The 14282-nt window shown below is 38.6% G+C and carries 18 protein-coding genes and 1 tRNA gene; 4 read left to right on the top strand and 15 right to left on the bottom strand.

All coding sequences use genetic code 11. The features are described 5' to 3' along the window. Positions 1-163 precede the first annotated feature (163 nt). From IGI52_RS07035 to IGI52_RS07055, 5 genes are all read right to left on the bottom strand, one after another. Positions 164-1420 carry an aminotransferase class I/II-fold pyridoxal phosphate-dependent enzyme gene (locus IGI52_RS07035; RefSeq protein WP_311894635.1) on the bottom strand — a complete coding sequence of 419 codons (1257 nt, stop codon included), beginning with the start codon at positions 1418-1420 and terminating at the stop codon, positions 164-166. Beyond that, positions 1404-2648: a GTPase HflX gene (gene hflX / locus IGI52_RS07040; protein ID WP_016181979.1), complete on the bottom strand. Its 1245-nt coding sequence runs from the start codon at positions 2646-2648 to the stop codon at positions 1404-1406. Before hflX ends, IGI52_RS07035 begins: the two co-directional genes overlap by 17 nt. A gap of 87 nt (positions 2649-2735) precedes the next feature. After that, positions 2736-3674, bottom strand: coding sequence for a tRNA (adenosine(37)-N6)-dimethylallyltransferase MiaA (gene miaA / locus IGI52_RS07045; protein WP_016181978.1), 939 nt, complete (start codon positions 3672-3674; stop codon positions 2736-2738). Further along, positions 3671-4405 (bottom strand): glycerophosphodiester phosphodiesterase, encoded by a 735-nt coding sequence (locus IGI52_RS07050; RefSeq protein WP_016181977.1) that lies wholly within the window; start codon positions 4403-4405, stop codon positions 3671-3673. The genes miaA and IGI52_RS07050 overlap by 4 nt, the downstream gene beginning before the upstream one ends. Before the next feature lie 79 nt (positions 4406-4484). Then, on the bottom strand, positions 4485-5000 hold the full coding sequence (locus IGI52_RS07055) for a hypothetical protein (RefSeq protein ID WP_438780830.1): 516 nt from the start codon (positions 4998-5000) through the stop codon (positions 4485-4487). 308 nt (positions 5001-5308) lie between these two features. Here IGI52_RS07055 and clpP point away from each other — a divergent pair, with 308 nt between their 5' ends. Beyond that, on the top strand, positions 5309-5902 hold the full coding sequence (clpP, locus tag IGI52_RS07060; RefSeq protein WP_016181975.1) for an ATP-dependent Clp endopeptidase proteolytic subunit ClpP: 594 nt from the start codon (positions 5309-5311) through the stop codon (positions 5900-5902). Positions 5903-5977: 75 nt separating this feature from the next. On the opposite strand, the gene IGI52_RS07065 is transcribed toward clpP, so the two are convergent. The 5 genes from IGI52_RS07065 to IGI52_RS07085 form a co-directional block, all read right to left on the bottom strand. Then, positions 5978-6619, bottom strand: coding sequence for a lactate utilization protein (locus tag IGI52_RS07065; RefSeq protein WP_438780831.1), 642 nt, complete (start codon positions 6617-6619; stop codon positions 5978-5980). A gap of 84 nt (positions 6620-6703) precedes the next feature. Then, entirely contained in the window at positions 6704-7165 is a 462-nt protein-coding gene (locus tag IGI52_RS07070; RefSeq protein WP_127979337.1) for a DUF3788 domain-containing protein, read from the bottom strand. A 127-nt stretch (positions 7166-7292) separates the two neighbouring features. Continuing rightward, positions 7293-8000 carry a DNA/RNA non-specific endonuclease gene (locus IGI52_RS07075; RefSeq protein ID WP_049220624.1) on the bottom strand — a complete coding sequence of 236 codons (708 nt, stop codon included), beginning with the start codon at positions 7998-8000 and terminating at the stop codon, positions 7293-7295. A 46-nt stretch (positions 8001-8046) separates the two neighbouring features. After that, positions 8047-8991 carry an SPFH domain-containing protein gene (locus IGI52_RS07080; protein WP_016181971.1) on the bottom strand — a complete coding sequence of 315 codons (945 nt, stop codon included), beginning with the start codon at positions 8989-8991 and terminating at the stop codon, positions 8047-8049. Further along, a complete protein-coding gene (locus IGI52_RS07085) occupies positions 8978-9208 on the bottom strand; it encodes a hypothetical protein (protein ID WP_016181970.1) in 231 nt (76 codons plus the stop codon). Before IGI52_RS07085 ends, IGI52_RS07080 begins: the two co-directional genes overlap by 14 nt. Before the next feature lie 117 nt (positions 9209-9325). Here IGI52_RS07085 and IGI52_RS07090 point away from each other — a divergent pair, with 117 nt between their 5' ends. Next, positions 9326-10015, top strand: a complete 690-nt coding sequence (locus IGI52_RS07090; RefSeq protein WP_438780832.1) for a lysostaphin resistance A-like protein — start codon at positions 9326-9328, stop codon at positions 10013-10015. 20 nt (positions 10016-10035) lie between these two features. On the opposite strand, the gene IGI52_RS07095 is transcribed toward IGI52_RS07090, so the two are convergent. The 4 genes from IGI52_RS07095 to IGI52_RS07110 form a co-directional block, all read right to left on the bottom strand. Beyond that, positions 10036-10383: a DUF1648 domain-containing protein gene (locus IGI52_RS07095; RefSeq protein WP_016181968.1), complete on the bottom strand. Its 348-nt coding sequence runs from the start codon at positions 10381-10383 to the stop codon at positions 10036-10038. Positions 10384-11008: 625 nt separating this feature from the next. Beyond that, positions 11009-11317 (bottom strand): hypothetical protein, encoded by a 309-nt coding sequence (locus IGI52_RS07100; RefSeq protein ID WP_016181967.1) that lies wholly within the window; start codon positions 11315-11317, stop codon positions 11009-11011. 90 nt (positions 11318-11407) lie between these two features. Further along, positions 11408-11833: a universal stress protein gene (locus IGI52_RS07105; RefSeq protein ID WP_438780833.1), complete on the bottom strand. Its 426-nt coding sequence runs from the start codon at positions 11831-11833 to the stop codon at positions 11408-11410. Between the two features lie 308 nt (positions 11834-12141). Beyond that, positions 12142-12212, bottom strand: a tRNA-Gly gene (locus IGI52_RS07110). Positions 12213-12409: 197 nt separating this feature from the next. Here IGI52_RS07110 and IGI52_RS07115 point away from each other — a divergent pair. Further along, the gene (locus tag IGI52_RS07115) at positions 12410-13084 is read left to right on the top strand and encodes a methyltransferase family protein (RefSeq protein ID WP_438780834.1); all 675 of its coding nucleotides are present in this window, start codon (positions 12410-12412) and stop codon (positions 13082-13084) included. Positions 13085-13121: 37 nt separating this feature from the next. Continuing rightward, positions 13122-13466, top strand: coding sequence for a thioredoxin family protein (locus IGI52_RS07120; RefSeq protein WP_438780835.1), 345 nt, complete (start codon positions 13122-13124; stop codon positions 13464-13466). Positions 13467-13559: 93 nt separating this feature from the next. Here the strand turns inward: IGI52_RS07120 and IGI52_RS07125 are convergent, their stop codons facing one another. Further along, positions 13560-14198 carry a redox-sensing transcriptional repressor Rex gene (locus tag IGI52_RS07125; RefSeq protein WP_016181963.1) on the bottom strand — a complete coding sequence of 213 codons (639 nt, stop codon included), beginning with the start codon at positions 14196-14198 and terminating at the stop codon, positions 13560-13562. Between the last annotated feature and the right edge of the window lie 84 nt (positions 14199-14282).

Below are 14282 nucleotides of genomic sequence, written 5' to 3' on the forward strand. Positions count from 1 at the left end.
AAAGGATATCCGATGGCTGGATATATCGGTCTCATCTATGATTACTTTATGGAGAACCATACCTATTTAGTTTATTTTAACCATGATCAAAAATTATGTTTTGTGGAGAAAGCATTGGAATTGACTTCCATATAAAAAAACCGAAATCGCTAGGACTTCGGTTTTATGATTCATGATAAACTTCATTTACAGCATTGGTCACTGCAACTTTAACATGTTCGAAAGTTAAACCACCCTGTAAGTAGAGTGAATAAGGTTCTCTTAATGGTCCGTCTGCACTTAACTCAATGCTTGCTCCTTGAATAAACGTTCCTGCAGCCATGATAATGTCATCCTCATAGCCAGCCATATAAGAAGGTATCGGGGCAACATAAGCATCAATTGGCGAATATTTTTGAATAGCTTGGCAGAATTGAATCATCTTTTCACGATCACGAAAATCAATTAACTGGATTAAATCCGTTCGTGGTTGATCCCATTTGGGTGTTGATTCCAACTGATATTCAGCTAACAACGCCGAAGAGAAAATCGCCCCTTGAATCGCTTGACTCACGACATGCGGTGCTAAAAAAAAGCCCTGCAGCATATCAAAGACGCTGCCCAACATAGCCCCTCCTTCGGCACCCACGCCAGGAGTGGTTAAACGATAAGCACATCGCTCAATTAGCGCTTGTTTCCCAGTAATATAGCCACCAGTTTTAGCAATTCCACCACCAGGATTTTTAATCAAAGAACCCGCCATAAGATCTGCACCAACTTGGGTAGGTTCTAATAGCTCCGCAAATTCTCCGTAGCAATTATCTACAAAAATTACGATATTTGGCGCAATACTTTTGACAAAATCGCACATCTCTTTGATTTTTTCAATGGTAAAGGATGGACGTGAAGCATACCCGCGTGAGCGTTGAATCGCCACCACTTTCGTTTTGTCGGTAATCTTTTCCTTTACACTGGCAAAATTGACATTTCCATCTTCTAAAAGATCTACCTTGTCGTAACCAATATTGTATTCCTTAAATGATCCGATGCCATTGCCTTGAATGCCAATAACCTCTAATAATGTGTCATAAGGAGTCCCCGTGATATACAATAAATCATCACCAGGACGCAGCACACCAAATAGCGATGTCGCAATTGCGTGGGTTCCCGAAACAATTTGAGGACGAACTAAGGCAGCTTCAGCACCGAATGTCTGCGCATAAACAGACTCCAAAACATCTCGTCCTAGATCATCATTTCCATAACCAGTTGAGGGCAGAAAATGACTTTCCGACACATGATTCTCACGAAAAGCCGTTAATACTTTTGCCTGATTCGACAAAGCAATTTCTCGTACTTCTTGTAGTCGTTTTTCAATTTTTTGATCGATTTGATCAATTTTCTCAACCAGCTCTGGTGCTAGCTTAGTCGTCCAGTTCATCTTCCATTCTCCTAATCCAAAGAGATTTTTTCTTCGCAAATCCTCGAATGATATACTGCTCATTTTCTTCATCAAAGTTTTCACTTAGAACAAGAGTCTCTCGTTTCATTTCGCTCAAAGCCTGCCCCTCATCTGCATTCAAAGTCAGTATATAGGGTTCCAGTAGATTCATAATTTCACGTTTGATCGCCTCAGCTAATAGTTCCTTGCCTTTGTTGGTCTTCGCAGAAATCAACACGCTTGGGAATAAAGTCGGCGCAAAAGAAAATTCATCGATTCGATCGGCTTTGTTGTATATCGTCAGCATGGGAATATCATCCATTTCAAGTTCCTTCAATAAATCAATCACTGTCTTTTCCTGCTGCTGACGATCTTCCGCACTAGCATCTACAATATGCAATAGAAGATCCATTCCCTTGCTTTCTTCTAAAGTCGATTGAAAAGCATCAACTAATTGTGTCGGCAAGTCTTGAATAAAGCCAACCGTATCTGTGATCGTAGTCTCCATCCCTTGAGGCAAATGCCAACGCTTCGTTAATGGATCTAAGGTCGCAAACAATTTATCTTCAGAATACGTGTCAGCATTCGTCAACAAGTTTAAAATAGTCGATTTGCCAGCGTTCGTGTAACCGATCAAACCCATCTGGAAAATACTAGATTGTTGACGTTTTTGGCGACTCCGTTCACGGTGAGCTTCGACTTCTTTTAACTCTTTTTTTATCGCGGTAATACGACGACGAATGTGACGACGATCTGTTTCCAGCTTTGTTTCCCCAGGTCCACGCGTTCCAATCCCGCCGCCAAGACGAGACAAGCTTTGCCCCTGTCCTACTAATCGCGGTAATAAATAGTCTAGCTGAGCCAACTCAACTTGCAGCTTTCCCTCCTTTGAACGAGCCCGCTGAGCGAAAATGTCTAAAATCAGTTGGATACGATCAATTACTGGGACACCTACCTGCGCTTCGATTGTTTGACTTTGCCTAGGAGATAAGGAATGATTAAAAATCACTAATTCAGCTTCATGCGCATCCACCAGTTGCGCCAGTTCTTCCAATTTTCCTTTTCCAATAATCGTTTGCCGATCTACTTTAGGACGCTTTTGAGTTAATGAAAAAACAATTTCACCATGAGCTGTTTTGGTTAGTCCGGCCAACTCATGCATTGATTCTAAATAATTATATTTACTCTCGTCTGTCTCGACGCCGACTAATATGACTCTTTCTGACAAACCGTTTCCTCCTAATTAGTAATACAATATTTTTCAAAATGAAAAAGTCTTGCTCTGAATGCTTCCTATGAATCAACCCATTATTGCTTATTTCTCATTAGAAATTGGATTGTCTTTTGCCAACCAAGTAGCAATCTCTGTTTTGATCTCATCAATTTTTTCCGGCTGTTGAATCAAGTCATACCAACGAACGGACATACGATTGCGAAACCAGGTCAGTTGGCGCTTAGCATAACGTCTTGAATGCAGCTTTACTTCTTCCAGCGCCGCTTCCAATGAAGAACCGCCCGATAAATAAGGAAAAAATTCCTTATAGCCAATCCCCTGCGCAGCTTGAACAGTTGGATTTTTTGCTAAATTCTTGGCTTCTGCTAACAGCCCCTGTTCTACCATGAGATCCACGCGTTGATTGATCCGTTGATACAAAATCGACCGGTCAGTATTTAAACCGATCAGAAAACTATCATAAAGTTCCTTCGGCTGTTCCTTCGGTTCTAAAATTGAATGTCCGGTTAACTCGAAAACCTCTAATGCTCGAATCATTTTCTTACGATTATTGCAGTGGATCTTCTCAGCGGCCAATGGATCGGTTAGCTGTAACTTTTCCCATAAGGCCAGATTTCCATTTTCTTCGGCAAAAGCTTCATACTTCGCGCGAAGGGAATCATCCTCAAGCTCACCTTCATTACCAAGCTTATAATCCCATAGCAAGGACTGTATATAAAGACCCGTCCCGCCAACAATAATTGGCAATTTTCCACGGTCGCTAATTTCTTGAATCGCTTTTCTGGCGGCTTTTTGAAAATCCGCCGCAGAATAGCTTTCGTCAACATCACGTACATCAATCAAATGATGGGGAATTCCCTCCATCTCTTCAGCTGTAACTTTAGCGGTGCCAATGTCTAATCCGCGATAAACCTGCATAGAATCACCACTGATAATTTCTCCGTTGAATTGCTTTGCTAATTCGATACTTAAACTCGTTTTTCCAACAGCTGTTGGCCCTACAATTGCGATCACTTTCATTGCTTGAACCTGCTTCTCGTTCGAATAGCTTTTTCCGGAAAATCAGTAATGACACCAGCTAAATTGTTTTCAAAACACATCATCAGCGTTTCGTATAAATTGGGTGTCCAAGGTCGAATCGACTTTTTGAAGTTTTTGACAATCTCCGGATGCTGTTTTACCCAATCAGAGCTTGGATGAAGCCCTTCAATAAAATTACTGTCCAAAACAATTTGGTATTTTTCTAAATCATTTTTTTGAATCAAATCATACTGTGCATCTGGTTCATACTCGTGCATAATCCGTAAAGAATCATAATTGAAGCTGGCATACCAATAAGTAAATGGCCATTCCTTGCTAGTCATGACTTGAGAAATTTTTTCCTCAATTCCTGGATAGTGAAATTTATTAGTCTTAATCTCAATGCATAAAAAGCCCCGAAACCGCATTTGTAATAGTAAATTCAATACCTCTTGCAGTGTCGATATTTTTGTCGCTTGATATTTTTTATCAAACCAGCTTCCGGCATCTAATTTCTTGATTTCTTCTAGTGTTAATTCACGAATCAAACCCTTACCATTTGTTGTGCGATCAACGCTCTCATCATGGATAACTACTAATTGCTGGTCTGCCGTTAGATGCACATCCAGCTCTATCCCATCCGCACCTGATCGTACCGCCTCCATGAACGCAGGCAACGTATTCTCTGGATGAGTCCCTGCACTCCCGCGATGAGCGATAATTACTGTCATCTAGTATCACCTCGTCCGTAGTTACAAATTATTATAAAAATAATCTGATTTAAATTTGTTTTATGTTTTATGAAAAACACTATTGCGCTTTGAAATAACTTAAGGGTTGTTTTGTTGAACGAGATAACTTTTGTCTTTTCTCGTCTAAAATTTCAATCAATTGTTCAGAAAAAGTTTCCATAACGATCCGTCCGCCCTTATAAGTGTAGCCGCCGATTTTGACCGTTTCTTCAGGAGATAAAATAACTTTTCGATGCGAAATATTTTTAAAGAATTCCTCAATCAAATAATTTGGTAAATAAAAATTATTTTGTGCGGTAAAAGAATTCAAGTAAATGAAATCATCTATGGCGATGTAACAATCGTCAAATGAATTAAATGATACATAATCTTGCATCAAAACATTCCGTTTAGATAGAATTTCGTTGATTTTTTTATTCAAGAGATTAATTGTCTCAATTTCTTTGACTTGATGCTCCAGCTCTCTTTCCCGTTTATGGCGTAGATCAATATACTTAAAAACAAAGAAAACAGCAATCCCTGTAATACCTGCTCCAATCAATACGCCGATTAGTCCAATAAATGCGATTTCCACGTTTTTTCCCTCCCGTTTCATAATATTAATGGAATTATTTTTTCAAATAAAACCAGTTCTCAGTCCACATATCTTTTCACCAAAATGTTACTTTCTCGAACTTTGAAAAAGTGAAAATGATATCCGCTTGTCTGCGCTATTAATAGTACCATATTTTCATGTTTCTAGGATAGTTTGAGCCGTTTAAAAAAACGAAGCCTTCTATTTGACCAAAACTGACCAACGTTGTATACTTTCTTTATGTTTTAGCAATCCAACCTCGTTTGTGCTAAACTAATTTACGAATACTATTTTAAGGAGGATTCACTATGAATTTAGTGCCTACAGTCATTGAACAATCATCTCGTGGCGAACGTGCTTACGACATTTATTCCCGTTTATTAAAAGACCGCATCATCATGTTGAGCGGTGAGGTAAACGATGATATGGCGAACACTATCATCGCCCAATTACTTTTCTTGGATGCCCAAGATTCTGAAAAGGATATTTATCTTTACATTAACTCTCCAGGTGGTAGTGTATCTGCTGGCTTAGCTATTTTTGATACCATGAACTTTGTTAAAGCTGACGTTCAAACCATCGTACTTGGTATGGCAGCTTCAATGGGAAGCTTCCTATTGACCGCTGGCGCGAAGGGTAAACGTTTCGCTTTGCCAAATGCTGAAATCATGATTCACCAACCTCTAGGTGGTGCGCAAGGTCAAGCTACTGAAATTGAAATTGCGGCTCGCCATATCTTAAAAACACGCGAACGTTTGAACAATATCTTGGCTGAACGGACTGGACAACCCATCGAAGTCATCGAACGTGACACAGATCGTGACAACTTTATGACTGCCGAAGAAGCCAAAGCTTATGGCTTAATCGATGAAGTAATGGAAAATAGTAGTTCATTAAGCTAGACTATTAAGAAAACAACCGGAGAATGAATTATCCGGTTGTTTTTTTGTTTGCTTCTTCATTTTCATTCCAATCAGCTACAAACCCACATCATCAATAATTAAATAGATAAAAATCCGATCCTTCATCATTGAACGTCGCGTAATTGCGATCGTATTGCAAATGCATTCCATTTGTAAACAGTCTCCACATATTCCCTTTTGGATACAAGGTGTCTTTTTCAATCCTAAACGGTGCGCATTTAATGGTGCAGTATTTTTACGTACTATTTCGAGTGTTGTCGCTAAATCTCCATACATTTTTTTCATACTAACAAAAGCGAGGACTTTATCAGGTCCATAAGTAATTGCCGCAACTCGGTTTCCCACACTGTCAACATTCACTAACTCGCCCTCTTCCGTTATTCCATTGATACTCGTTAAGAAATAATCGGACGTTAATGCTTGTTTCATCACTTGCTGTCGTTCTTCTAACGTAGTTGTTTTTTCACGATCAATCATTTTTTGATTTCGACTGTACAGTGCTTCAATAATTCCAGATTGTTCAACTGTGATTGAACCCCCAAAGCCGATGGATTTCTTTGGATCAATCATTTCCAAAGCCTGGGCTCTAGCTTCTTCTAGATTTTCACAAATAATAGGATGAAAGTTTCTTCGTATTAGTTTTTTGCTAAGCGTCATCGCTGCGACTGTGTATCGTTCTTTCTGGTACTCTTCCATTAGTCTCCTCCTCGAATTTCTTCTTTTCATTTTCTCGGATTTTGAAGGTTAGCGCAATCGCAAACAAAAAGCCTAAGAAAATTCTTAGGCAATTGATGATCGTATTTTTTTCGTTGATTGTGCGCGGAAAGCAGCTAATTCTTTGATATCCGCTAAAATTCTTTCATTCGTTACCTCAAAAGAAATTGATTTGCCAAGCTTACTAGCTTTAGCCTCTTGGTATTTCTCCTTCGTGTAGTCCTCACACATTTGGATCAACACATCTGCGTCATCTAACTCCTTAGCACTAAAGGAAATCATAGCTACAAAAAAACCTTGTTTTGGGTAGACTGTACACAATGATTTTCCGCTCTTTTGAAATTTTATATTCCAGCCCATCCAATATCCATCTCCCATTGAGCATCTGCTATAGGTTTTTTTTGGTTTTATCCGGTAAGTCTGCGTTAAATGATCTGACAAGTCCTGCCAAAGAGGATTCGCAATAAAATCTTTAATTTGTTGTTCTGTCGGTTCCTGATCGCCATGAAATACCTCGTGCCATTGCATGGTAACACCCGCTTTCTTCCATTTATTGATAGTTACTATAGATTTTACCTAATTTCAGAATCTTACGCTTGTCACACAGTGCTCTTTTTTCAAAAAAGAAGCCATCCAACACGGATAGCTTCCTTTCTTATTCCTTTTGCGAGTATCCATTTTGATAATCAATTTTGATGCCGTCTTGAACATTGTAGATAAAAAGATTGAATGAAATCTGATCGTCTTCAATGCTTTGTGCTTCCATTTGCACACCCCGAGCGACTGATTCCTCCCCCTTAAAGAAGGGGGTCACACGATAACGTACGTGATGATTGGTTTTTCGAATATAGTTGCCAATTTCTTTTTCATGATCATTCATGCCTGGATCGTTCAGTGAAGCCGTTCCAGTCATTAAATTTTTTAGATTATTATTCTCTCCAGAAAACTGATAAGCAATTAAATGCGCCCGATTATACAAAGGCTCATCATTATAAAATTTTTGTCGCCAGCCAGTCGGTTTTACGTATAAACGCTCCCGCTCTTGATGGGGCATTATCTCTTTTCCCAGCATTGCATTTGCAGTACCGACACGATTCAGCTGATCTAAGTCAGAAAATCTAGTCCATGCCCCCTGCTCCAACGAAAGATCTTTTGTAGTAAAATTGGGACGATTGTGATTCAGTTCGATCGTTTGATGTTGCCCGTCATAATCTGGAACCTCTGATAACTGACTGACTGTTACTTCTTTTATTGTGTTGCTCTGCTCATTATCTGGCTTTAGTTGCGAATAAGCGCCATAAATCCCCGCTAATAGTACAACAACTGCCGAAACTATTTTGGGTGCTTGTCTCTTTGCTGCGATGGTTATTCAACTCCTATAGAATCTTTTTTCCATCACGCTGATCCTACTATTTGGTTTGCTGCCAAATTTCTTTGATTGCCGGAACATTGCCAAGCTCAGTCAAATTGCTTGGCATAATGACAGTGTTGCCATTATTTTCCACTACGTGTTTGAAGGCTTCGATCCCAAGGTAGGCGATCATTTCATCTGTTAAGTTGCTTTCAGCAATTGCCTTATTGATTTCTCTGATTCGAGCTGTTTCAGCTTCAGTCAGCTTGGCGATCCGATCTGCTTCTGCTGCAGCATCGATTCTTGTACGTTCTGCTCGAGCATCTGCATCGATCTTTGTTTGTCTCGCACGCGCTTCCGCATCAATCTGCATTTCAGATGATTTCGCTTCTGATTCTAAGATCACTGATTGTTTTTTCCCTTCGGAAATCGTAATCAATGATTCTTTATCGCGGCTGGCTGTAATCAATTTATTCATTGAATTGACGATTTCATTTGAGACTGAAATCTCACCGATGTTGATTCGGTCAATCGACAAGCCATATCCAGCTGTAATGTCCTTTACACTTTCATAAAGATTTACGTTAATTTCTTCCGTTCCATTTAATACTTCATTCAGTTCCATCTTACCGATAATACCTCGTAAGTTGGATTGGCAATCTTGGATCATTGACGTGACAGAATCCTCATTATCATACACAAAAGCCCGGGCATCTGTCACGTGATACTTAATTGCTTCATCGATTTCAACGATTACGTTATCACGCGTGATCACACTTTGTGGTTCGATTTGGATCGGTGTTTGTTTTAATGAAACCCGACGACGAACAACATATAAGATTGGAATCAAAAAATGCAGCCCTGGTTCCAGCGTTTTTACATATTTACCGAAACTCTCGACGACTTTTACTTCCCCCTGCTGCACGATCACGACCATTTGACTGACGATGAATAAGAGAACAATGATCGCAAGTACAATTAAGATGATATTAAATATTAACAATATAATTCACATCACTTTCTTCTAATTTATTATTGATAACGACTAACAACTCTCGACTGGTAAAGTCGATAACCTCCAGCATATCACCAAGCTCAGGCGATCCATTAATCACCTTGTAGTCATACCAACTACCAAAAATTCTGATAAGCCCAGTAATGCTATTTCCTTTGCTGCGAAAACATTTCCCCATTGTTTTCTGCATTTGATAATCCAACACAATCTCCCCCCTTCACTCTAGTATACCAAAATCTTCACAAACATATTTTTCTTTATTTCATATTGCTTTACACATCTCACCTATTTTTTTAAACTTAGGAAAGAATGGGGGATAAAAATGCTTAGAAGTAAAAAACAATGGTTAGGTTTCTTCGTCATTCCTTTAGAATTATTGATCGGAAACTATCTTTTTCCGCTCTTTCACTTAACAAATAATCCAATGGTTGGACTGATAGCCTCTACCTTACTTTTTTTAGCTGGATTTTTAGTAATGATTTATCTGTTCGGTGATTTTTTAAAAGCAGAATGGCATATATACCGTCAAAAACTTTTTCGCAGATTGTTATTGAGCATCGTCTTGGTAGCAGGTACGTTTTTATTGCTGCGGGTTGTTCGTGGATTGATTCCTAACCAACTACTTGAACTCCCTTCTTCAAACAGCGATTCTGCGCAAATACTTAGTCCAAGCTGGGCCGTTCTGGCCGCAGTAGCACCGTTCCTCGCTCCTTTTGCAGAAGAGCTTACCTTCCGCTACTTATTGTTGGGAAAACTAACGAATAAGGCATTACGTCTAATTATGCTATTCGTTCAAGGAATTTTATTTGGTCTCATACATTGGAATAATTTTAATGGCAATATCTATGCCATGATTCCTTATATGGTGTTAGGCGTTTATTTGGGGTTGATTTATCTGTTTTCAAAAAACATTTGGAGCCCCATTATGGTTCATTGGATGCTAAATACGATGAACGCTATGTTACCGGCGCTTCTACTATTAATACTTAGCTTATTTGGTATCAAAGTGTAATCCTCCTCGCGAGGATTTTTTTATTCTAGTAACGCTGCGTAAATGAAAAACAAATAGATTCCTACTCCCCAAACCAGCAATAAACAGCCTATTAATGCTATTTTGTGTAAACGATTCTCCCTAGTCATGACTGGATATTTCGCGTCAACATATTTACTGCGAGTAGTGAATGTGACACCTAATAAAAGTGTAGGAAAAAGAAAGACAGTCATTTTGCTGCCCCAGCTATTCACGCCTCCGTCAAATCCAAATTGGATCGGAACTTCAGCTGGTAATCGGGAATAGAAAAAAATTCCTAAACAATAAAGCACTATTGAGATTATAAAACTGATTCGAATCACCCAACGAAAAACTCTTTCAAAAATCATTTTCCTTCCCTCCCTTCGTGATTAGCACATAGTATATGCCTAGGTTCAATGGAACTCTAGTAAATTCAAGTACCAAAAACACTATTTTTTAACAAAATAAATTCCTTCATTAAAGAACTATTTCTTTTAAATCGAAAAGAAACCCAAAATATTCTTTTTCGCATAATCCGCTTTCACAGTAATACAAAAAAACCAACGCTCAGCCACAAACGTTGGTTTCATCAGGATATAATACCCTAAACGGAAGTTCCCTCCCGCAACACCTTTAGCATACATCAACCATAGATTGAATAGCAAGAGTACATTAAAAGAAAAGTAATAAATACCAAAAATAAAAACACCGCAGCTAATCAAAAGCTACGATGTCTTATCCGTCTATGCAGATGACGGACTTCTAATCAATTTTCGACAAAATCAAATAATTTGTGCGAATAAGCAGAACTTCACATAATTTTTTTGGATGCTTTTTAAGGAATTATTCTTTCTACGAACAATCCATACGTAATACGTGAAGGAAGGACTGCTTGAAACATCAACAGCTACTAGAACGATCTATGTTGGGATTCTACTATCACAACCTCAGCAATCTTCTTCATAACCATAAAGAAGGTGCTAAATGTATCGTTTATTCACTATTATCGGTTATCAAAGAATCAATTCGAGAATCGATATCTCTTTGCACAATTAAAGACTTTAAATAGGGATACGCCACTGCTTCAGGCAAGATGAACCATGCAGCTTGATACCCTCTTCCTGTAGTAGGAAAGCCTTTATCTTCTTCGTTATCACCATCATACCGTATGCCATATGCTTCTGTGTTTTTCCATCTTAACTTTGCTATGGAGTAACCTTTACCCGTTTTGGTACCATCTTCTATAACATGTAATAGTTCAAGTTTTTCTTTGGGACTGGTAACTTTTTTTGGTGAGACCACTGTAAATGCCCCCTTTTATTTGACAACTGAGGAATCTATCACGTGACATTTCATTTCTTGCAAAATCCACCCCTGAAAACTGAGACAGTCTTACTTTACAACTAAAACATTGCAGGGTGCGTGACTAACAACGTAAGATGTGGTAGAACCCACTAAAGTTCTCTCAATTGCTCCTTTACCTGTCGCTCCCATAGCAATCAAATCAATTCCTGTTTCTTTCGCAAATTGCACAATTGAAACTTTTGGCGTTCCTTCTACTTTACGGATCGTGTAATTAATGTCTGATGATAAATGCTGTTCTATCTTCTTAGTAACTTTCTTTGATTGTTCATCTGCTAATTCCCGCATATACTGAACAATACGTGCATCAGCTATTGCAATAGACATATCAGTAACCGTTAAAATATACAGCTGAGAGTCGTTTCGACGAGCGATTGCGAGTGCTTCCTTTAGAGCCTTATACGATTGTTCAGAGTCATCAATAGCAACTAAAATTTTTCCATAATTGTCTTCCATTGAAAACGCCTCCTTTAATTGAGTATAAAGGAAATTACTTGTTTGGGGAAATGATATACAAAAAAAGACCTTAGCTCTGTATGACACACATACAATCATACTTAATAGTGAAGCTGTGGACTCTTAAAAACAATCTTCTAAGCCCTTCGACTAATGATAAAACTCTCGATATCTATACAGTTATTTATAAAGAGAAGAAAGTACGTGATCGATTTATTGGCTAACACTAGATTCGCATGAAGCTGACAGAGGACAAAAAAATACCACCATTCCTCACAAATGGCGGTAAATCAATCTTTATAAGGTTAAGCGGGTGACGAGAATCGAACTCGCGACGGAAGCTTGGGAAGCTTCTGTTTTACCACTAAACTACACCCGCAGTACATAAGAGAGTATAACGCTTTTTATTCAATCAAACAACTATTTCTTCCAGACAATAAAATTGACATTTTGACCAATACTGACTATCCTTACGCTAACTGCTTGTTCTATATCTTCTGTTACATGGTTGACACTCAAATTTACGCATTAGATAATCAAAGTAAGAAATCTAATTCAGATCGTGGGGAATGGCCGATGAAGAAGGAAAAGCTACTTTTGTATGGAAGTATAAAAATGTTTTGTGGTTTTATACTCTTAGGATTGCTATTATTCGGCACTGCAGGAACCTATTATTATTGGAATGCATGGATTTTTCTTCTGACTTTAGCGATTTTGATGATTTCAATGGGCGGTTTTCTTTATAGAAAAAACCCCACTTTGTTGGAAAAACGACTCAACGGGAAAGAAGTAGAAAATTCTCAAAAAAGATATGTGGGATTCATAGGACTTTCGTTTATTCTTTCCTTCAGCCTTGCTGGGTTGGATCGACGTTTTGAATGGACACAGCTTTCAGTAAATGTTTCATTGATTGGTCTTTTCATTATGATTTTAGGCTATGCTATGTATGCACTGGTGATGAACCAGAATTCCTACGCTGCACGTGTTGTTAAAGTTGAGGCAAATCAAGCAGTTATAGATACAGGGTTGTATGCAGTAATTCGCCATCCTATGTACACTGCCTCCTTACTTTTATTTTTATCGATGCCTATTGTTTTAGGTTCAGTAGTTGCTGTAATTCCTATGCTGCTGTTCCCAGTAGGTTTAGTTTTACGGATTAGAAACGAAGAAGCTTTACTGATCAATGAACTACCTGGCTACTCGGAGTACACAAAAAAGACCAAATATCGATTGATTCCATATATTTGGTAAATAGAGTTTTTTTAATAACGGAATGGGGGGAATTTCATTGGAGACATTGAAGAACGTCAAACAAGCCCTCACGAACAACACCAATAATATCGTATTTATTTCTTCAGAAACGTGCAGTATTTGTCATGTGGATGAACCAAAAGCAAGGAACCTTGCCGAAAGCTATGATGTTCCATTCTATCATTTGGATATTATGCACGAGCCTGAGTTAGCGGGCTTCTTTGAAGTTTTGACAGTACCAGCGGTCTTAGTCTATCACGAGGGCAAAGAAGTTGGGCGGCAAGCTCGTTTTATTGATTTTCATACATTGGAAAATCTATTGCAGCAGTTGCCCAAACAGGAAGAACAAATCGATTATCAAGCGCTGTTCGACGAGCTATAAACAATTTTTCTATAAACATAAAAAAGACTATAGATATCATCCGCCAATCGGACTGTATCTATAGTCGGGGACTGGGCATGTGCTCAGTCTTTTTTACTTGCTGTCATTATTATGATGCAAGAAATAGATTAAGGTTTGTAATTCGTTGGTCAAGTCTACACTTTGAATGATGACATCATCCGGCGCAGTTAGACGAGCAGCAGTAAAGTTCAAGATTCCCTTGATTCCTGCATCAGCCAATTGATCAACCACTTGTTGCGCTTGTTGTGCCGGCAAAGTCAAGATTGCGATCTCGATTTGCTGTAATTTGATTTGCTCCACCATATTGTCTAATGGATAAACGGGGATTCCATCCACGATACGGCCTACAATGTCCTCTTTGACATCAAAGGCACAGCTAACACGGATACTATTGCTTTGATGGAATTTGAATTTCAACAAGGCGCTTCCTAAATTACCGACCCCAACCAATGCTACGTTGGTCAGTTGGTCATCATTCAAGATTTTCCCGAAGAAATGCATCAAGTCTTCAACGTCGTATCCATATCCGCGTTTGCCAAGTTCTCCGAAATAAGAAAAGTCACGGCGAATCGTTGCACTATCGACCTGGATCGCCTCACTTAGTTCTGTAGATGATACTTTGGTTTTTCCAGCATTATTTAAAATACGCAAATACCGATAATACAACGGCAATCGTTTAACAGTCGCTTTTGGAATTGAATGTTCTTTCACAATAACTCTCCTTTATAAAAAAATTTCGTAAATGTTGACTACTGAACTATAATAGCAAGAATCTCTGTGAAATTGCAACGCACT

Source organism: Enterococcus sp. DIV0187 (assembly GCF_051713785.1).
In the GTDB taxonomy this organism is placed as follows: Bacteria; Bacillota; Bacilli; order Lactobacillales; family Enterococcaceae; genus Enterococcus_A; species Enterococcus_A avium.